This is a genomic window from Chamaesiphon sp. OTE_20_metabat_361 (assembly GCF_031364565.1).
Map to the genome: position 1 here is coordinate 1 of NZ_JANLWO010000598.1, position 5,814 is coordinate 5,814.

General features: G+C 50.3%; 5 protein-coding genes. 3 read left to right on the top strand and 2 right to left on the bottom strand.

What is annotated here, in order from left to right:
- Both RMO35_RS17150 and RMO35_RS17155 read right to left on the bottom strand, forming a co-directional pair.
- Positions 1 to 791, bottom strand: a 791-nt coding sequence (locus tag RMO35_RS17150; RefSeq protein WP_309742528.1) for an iron ABC transporter permease, incomplete at its 3' end; no start/stop codon positions are given.
- Positions 788 to 1,813 carry an iron ABC transporter permease gene (locus RMO35_RS17155; protein ID WP_309742529.1) on the bottom strand — a complete coding sequence of 342 codons (1,026 nt, stop codon included), beginning with the start codon at positions 1,811 to 1,813 and terminating at the stop codon, positions 788 to 790. The genes RMO35_RS17155 and RMO35_RS17150, both read right to left, overlap by 4 nt.
- 440 nt (positions 1,814 to 2,253) lie before the next feature.
- Here RMO35_RS17155 and RMO35_RS17160 point away from each other — a divergent pair, with 440 nt between their 5' ends.
- The 3 genes from RMO35_RS17160 to RMO35_RS17170 all read left to right on the top strand — a co-directional run bounded on the left by RMO35_RS17160 (position 2,254) and on the right by RMO35_RS17170 (position 5,676).
- Entirely contained in the window at positions 2,254 to 4,815 is a 2,562-nt protein-coding gene (locus tag RMO35_RS17160) for a TonB-dependent siderophore receptor (protein ID WP_309742530.1), read from the top strand.
- Between the two features lie 138 nt (positions 4,816 to 4,953).
- Positions 4,954 to 5,124: a hypothetical protein gene (locus RMO35_RS17165; protein ID WP_309742531.1), complete on the top strand. Its 171-nt coding sequence runs from the start codon at positions 4,954 to 4,956 to the stop codon at positions 5,122 to 5,124.
- Positions 5,125 to 5,145: 21 nt separating this feature from the next.
- On the top strand, positions 5,146 to 5,676 hold the full coding sequence (locus RMO35_RS17170) for a hypothetical protein (protein WP_309742532.1): 531 nt from the start codon (positions 5,146 to 5,148) through the stop codon (positions 5,674 to 5,676).
- Positions 5,677 to 5,814: the final 138 nt, after the last annotated feature.

Sequence of the window (5,814 nt, forward strand, 5' to 3'; positions counted from 1 at the left end):
GCCGAGCCAGCTAACGCCACGGCGATGATGACGAGCTGGGCGCGTTGCCAGGTAACGCGACTCCCCAATCCCGTGGCGATCTCATCGCCCAAGGAGAGGACATTTAACTCCCGCGTTAGTCCCAATGCGAGGGCAGTACCACCGATCGCCCACGGCAACAAGGCGAAAAAATCTTCCCAGGTGCGATCGTAGACGCTGCCAGCCAGCCAGACTAAAGCTTGGCTGACAGTGGAAATCGACCCCAAGGAAATCATTAAGCTGGTGCAGGCACTGGCGATCGCCGACAAGCCAATGCCCAGCAGAATTAATAACATCGGTGAATTTTGTCCAGTCCCTGCCAAACCATAAATCAGGGCTGCCATGAATAATGCCCCGAAAAATGCGGCGATCGGCAAAGCAGCAACTGGGGCATCGGGCAATAGCACGATCGTCGCAACTGCCGCCAAACTCGCCCCCGCATTGATGCCGATGATACTTGGATCGGCAAGGGGGTTGCGGGTTAAGCCTTGAAAAATCGCGCCCGAAATTGCCAACGCGACACCGACTAAAAAGGCAACTAAGGTGCGGGGCAATCTGAGGGTTTGAATTACGAAGGGCAGATCGGGATTGCCTGTATCGATGCCTAGCAGGGTTTGGATGAGATCGCCGAGCGCGATCGGGTACTCACCTTGTCCGACATTGACGACGATCGCCGCAAAGCTCAACCCCGCTAATATTGGGACAATCGGCAGCAATCGTCGAGCGGGACGATCTGCCAATAGGGGCGGGCGAATGGCTAACCAGTTTTTCATGAGCGGATTTTTGCTTTGGCAAGATAGACAAATACTGGCGCGCCGACAAGTGCCGTCATTACTCCTACTGGCAGCTCTTGGGGCTGAATTAATAGTCTGGCGGCGATATCGGCAACTAACAGGAGAATGGCTCCGTAGACTGCCGAGTAGGGCAGAATCCAGCGATAATCGGTTTTGATAAAGAATTTCACGCCGTGGGGGACGACTAGCCCCACAAACCCGATCGGCCCCGCGATCGCCACAGAACTACCTGCGAGTAACACCATACTCGTTACCGTTAACAGCTTAATCGTCAGGGTGTTTTGTCCCAAACTGGTGGCAACGTCTTCGCCTAAGCTCAGGGTGGCGATTTGTCTACTGAGTGCAAACGCCAGTAATAACCCCACCATCATCACTGGTAATACCTGTAAAAATAGGTCGAAATCTCTCCCTACCAAGGAACCTGCCAGCCAAAAGCGAATTTCTTCTAAGGTACTCTGGCTGACGATCAGGATGCTGGTAGTTAAGGCGGCGATAAATGCGGCGATCGCGGCTCCAGCGATCGTCAGATTGAGCGGGGTGACTCCGCCAGAGCCGAGGGATGCACAGAAATAAACGACGATCGCCGCGATCGCCGCCCCCACAAAGGCGGCTCCGGCATAGTCTGAAGGGGTGGAGCTACCAAGCAGAAAGGATGTCCCGACGACAGCTAGAGCACCGCCAGCTTCGATGCCTAAGATGCCAGTTTCGGCGAGGGGATTGCGGGTTAAGCCTTGAATCGCCGCCCCCGCTACGGCAAGCGCGGCACCGACAGCGAGTGCCATTAGCGATCGTGGCAATCTGACTGTTTGGATAATCAGATGGTCGAAGGAATTATCGAACTGGGTAAAGGAGTCAAAAATCACTGCTAGCGAAATGTCTCTAGTTCCTAAAGTAATGCTGTAGATCGCACACCCGATCGCTACCACCACGCCTAGCCCTAGCCCTACTAGTGGCGAAGGTTTCAGATATTTAGACAACCTCGCAACAGTGGGGTCGAGCATAGATACTTGCTAAAGTTAATCATTTAATCTTACTAACTATTAGTAATTATTTGCAATGGTATTTTTGGCGGATCTAGAGCTAATACCAAATCCGATTCATACAGACTCCCGATCGCTAGTACCATCCTGTCGCCCTCACCCCGCGCTCGTCCCGCCCTCACCCCGCCCTCGCCTCCGGCTCTGGCTCCCCTCTCCCAAGATTGGGAGCGGTGCGCGCTCGTCGGGTTTCCCGACGGTTTAGCGCAACAAGAGAGAGGGGCTGGGGGTGAGGGCTGAGGTTAACCAGAGTTGGTAGAATTGCTAATTCTTAGCAGCCGATCGCTGCTATCGCGTCAAAAAAGACCCGATCTCAGAATGTGACAAAAAGACCGATCGGGGATAGACAACACGGAGATCGCTCCTGTACAATCGAACTTTATTGATAACTATTCTTATTTAAGATGCAGGCTAATAATTCCAGTGGTAAGTATCGTTTCTGCCAACAGCTATGCCTACAGCAGATTTGTCTGGCGTTCGCTGCCGTAATCATTGCCCTACCAGTTCGAGTTCAAGCGCAAACGATCGCAGGTGCCACCAGTCAGGCAACGACCGAGACTTTAGATCGAAAAAATTTGCCGCTCGTCAAAAAACTCCTAGCGCAGGCAGCCCCCGCACCGCTGAATATTACTGGAATTAAGCTCAACCCGCAGAATAACGGCATTGAAGTAGTCTTAGAAACTGCGGGGACGCTTGCGGCTCCGGCTCCCCAGATCGTTGGCAATCTCCTCTACTTCGATATCCCCAACGCCACGATCGTTCAACCATTTCAAGCGGCAAATCCGGCTCCAGGAGTGGGAAATGTCACTGTTACTCAACTAAATCCTAGCTTCGTGCGCGTGACGGTAACTGGTACCAATGGGGCACCCCAAGCAACGGTAATTGCCAGCGAAGCGGGTGCGACACCCCCTGTAGCCCAGACCGCCGAACCAGAACTAGAAATCAACGTCACTGGAAGTTCGCTGCGAGACTCCTACCGCAAGCCCAATGCTGCTAGTGTGACGGGTACAAATACACCGATTATCGAAACTCCATTCTCCGTGCAAGTCATTCCCCAAGCGATTATTCGCGATAGGCAGAGTAGAGATGTTAAAGATGCGCTGAGTAATGTTAGCGGCGTTAATTATAATGGCGATGGCCAAAATCGCAGTGGGAACACGTTTAGCATTCGCGGCTTCTCTGGAGTGGCAACTTTGCGGGATGGATTCAGGCAATTTGGAAGTGGTCAGGGAGGAACCCAACCATTCAGCGAAATTGCTAATTTAGAGCAAGTTGAAGTCCTCAAAGGGCCAGCCTCAATTTTGTATGGCGCAATCGAGCCAGGTGGACTGATTAACCTCATTAGCAAGAAACCATTATCTACGCCATTTTATGAAGTAGAAGTTCAAGGTGGCTCTCGGAGTTTAATTAGCCCCCGTGTTGATGTTTCTGGCCCTTTAACCGCTGATGGCAAGGTACTCTATCGCGTCAATGGACTGTATCAAAGCAGCAACAGCGTGCGAAATTCCAATCAACCCGACCAGAAAACCTTTATTGCCCCGACCATTGCTTGGAAAGTTGGCGATAAGACCGATCTGACTATTTCCGCAGAATATATCGACTCCAATCGTCCTGGCGATTTTGGATTGCCCGCAATTGGTACGAGTGTAGCCAATGTACCACGCGATCGAATTACTGGCGACCCTAGCGATCGCATCACCAATCAATCCCTGAATATCGGTTATGGGTTAGACCATCAGTTTAGCGACAACTGGAAACTCCGCAATGCTTTTCGCTATGCCTCAAATCAGTTCGATTTCAATGTTGTCGCCTATCCGGTAGGTTTCGATGAGACCACAAATACCGTCAACCGTCTTTTTGCCACTCAAGAAGGACAGACCAAGGACTATACCTTTCAAACCAATTTAACTGGTGAATTTGCCACGGGAGATATCAAGCACAAACTGTTGGTCGGTGCCGATTATGTCCGTCGAGAGGATCGACTTTTTTCAAGCCTTGGCGACCCCGCAGACCTCGACCTGTTCAATCCAGTTTATGGAGTAGTTAAACCGAATAAAGCCGACCTCCCTGGCTTTGGTGGTAGCGCGATTCGCGGTAATAGTTTCGGATTTTTCGTCCAAGACCAAGTTGATGTCTTCAAAAATTTAAAACTTCTAGCTGGAGTCCGTTATGATACGCTCTCGCAAACTAATACTAGTATTCCGGGGATCGCATTCGAGGCTGGAGAAACTAGCTTAACTGCCAGTGCCCTCACCCCTCGGCTCGGATTGCTTTATCAGTTCAATAATCGACTTTCAGCGTATGGCAGCTACTCACAGTCTTTTACGCCAAATACAGATACGACAGTATCAGGCGCAGTCCTAGAGCCGCAACGCGGTAAAGGATATGAGGTTGGAGTCAAGTCTGACTTAATCGAGGGCAAGCTGTTTGCCACACTGGCCTACTTTGATATTTCCAAGCAAAATGTCCCCCTTAACGATCCTGACAATCCACTATTTTTCATCGCATCTGGCGAACAACGCAGTCGGGGCATTGAATTCGACATTTCTGGCGAACCCGCACCAGGTCTGAAGCTAGTTGCCTCTTATGCTTATACCGATGCCCAAGTTTCTGCCGATTTAGATCCGACACTCGTTGGTAAAAAGTTATTTAACGTGCCAGAACATGCGGCAAGTTTATGGGCAACTTATGAACTTCAGCAAGGTCAGATGAAGGGGTTAGGTTTTGGTGCGGGTCTAAATTTCAAGGGAGACCGCCAAGGCGATTTGGACAATACCTTTCGACTGGGAAGTTATCTGACGGCAGATGCGGCAATTTTCTACAAGCAGGATGATTGGCGATTTGCACTCAATTTCAAGAATATTAGCGATGCCAAGTATGTCGAAAGTAGTCAGGGATTGCGCGCATCTGCCAATAATTTTGGCGATCCATTCACTGTAATTGCTTCTGTATCTGTGAGGTTTTAAGGCTCGATTATTGGGACAGTGGCTAGATAGATCGAGATTGGAGATCGCTCTAGCGCGGCTGTTTTATGCTCTGGAAATACCCGATCGATGTTAGAATTTAGCAATAATTATTCTCAATAAACTTTAACCTCAATCGCGATGACGATCGATTTAGCATTCTCAGACTTCGAGGAATTATGGGCACAAACCAAAATTCCTCTCAATGAAGGGAGTGCGGGTTTGGAAGTACTTTTTAACACGCCGCCATCGTTGGGATCGGGATGCCATTTGGAGATTCAACTAGATGTGGAATTTTCGTTGGCAATTTGAGATATTCAAGGGCGAGATGATGTGCAAGTACAGATCGAGTCGGAGGAGCAGCCGTTGGCGGAGCCTCTCCGAAGGAGAATCGAGTTTGGCGTGTTATTGTCGGGGTGCATCAGTGGCGATGTCAGTGGCAGTTGGGATCGGGCGCGAACCCTAGTTTCGGGTGGTGGCATCGGGCGCAAAACGGTCGTTAGTTATCATCAAGCTCAACCTGCGATCGGCGCACGTATTCAGCTATCACCCAGCAGATTAGCACTGCTGTTTCCTGGTGAGGATGGGCAACTCGAATCGGAGCTAGAGTTTTTAGCCAAGGGGAATGACTGGCAATCGATCCTTCACCCTCCGAATACAGCAGAGATCGCCTTAGTGGTGCAACAAATTAGAGGCTGTCCCTATCGCGGCACTACTAAACGGATGTATTTACAGGCGAAGGCATGGGAACTGATGTCCTTACAACTTGCTCCAGTCCTCGCTGGCGGTGCCTTTGTTAAAGGGAATCGATCTGCACAGCCAGAAATATTACCTAAAATGAACTACCAGCCCTTACTTCGTTGAAGGGCTGGTTTCTGCATCCAGTCCTATAAGGGTTGATTTTTGACGCTTCAACTGACCTAGTTGCTTCATACTTCCCGCCGTCTTACGACTACGGGTGCCTGAAGTAGAGCTAGAGCCATCTGCATCTACGAAGCTAGT

Coding starts and splice junctions, on each gene's coding strand:
- RMO35_RS17155 (WP_309742529.1), bottom strand. CDS start 1,813: ATGCTCGACCCCACTGTTGCGAGGTTGTCTAAATATCTGAAACCTTCG.
- RMO35_RS17160 (WP_309742530.1), top strand. CDS start 2,254: ATGCAGGCTAATAATTCCAGTGGTAAGTATCGTTTCTGCCAACAGCTA.
- RMO35_RS17165 (WP_309742531.1), top strand. CDS start 4,954: ATGACGATCGATTTAGCATTCTCAGACTTCGAGGAATTATGGGCACAA.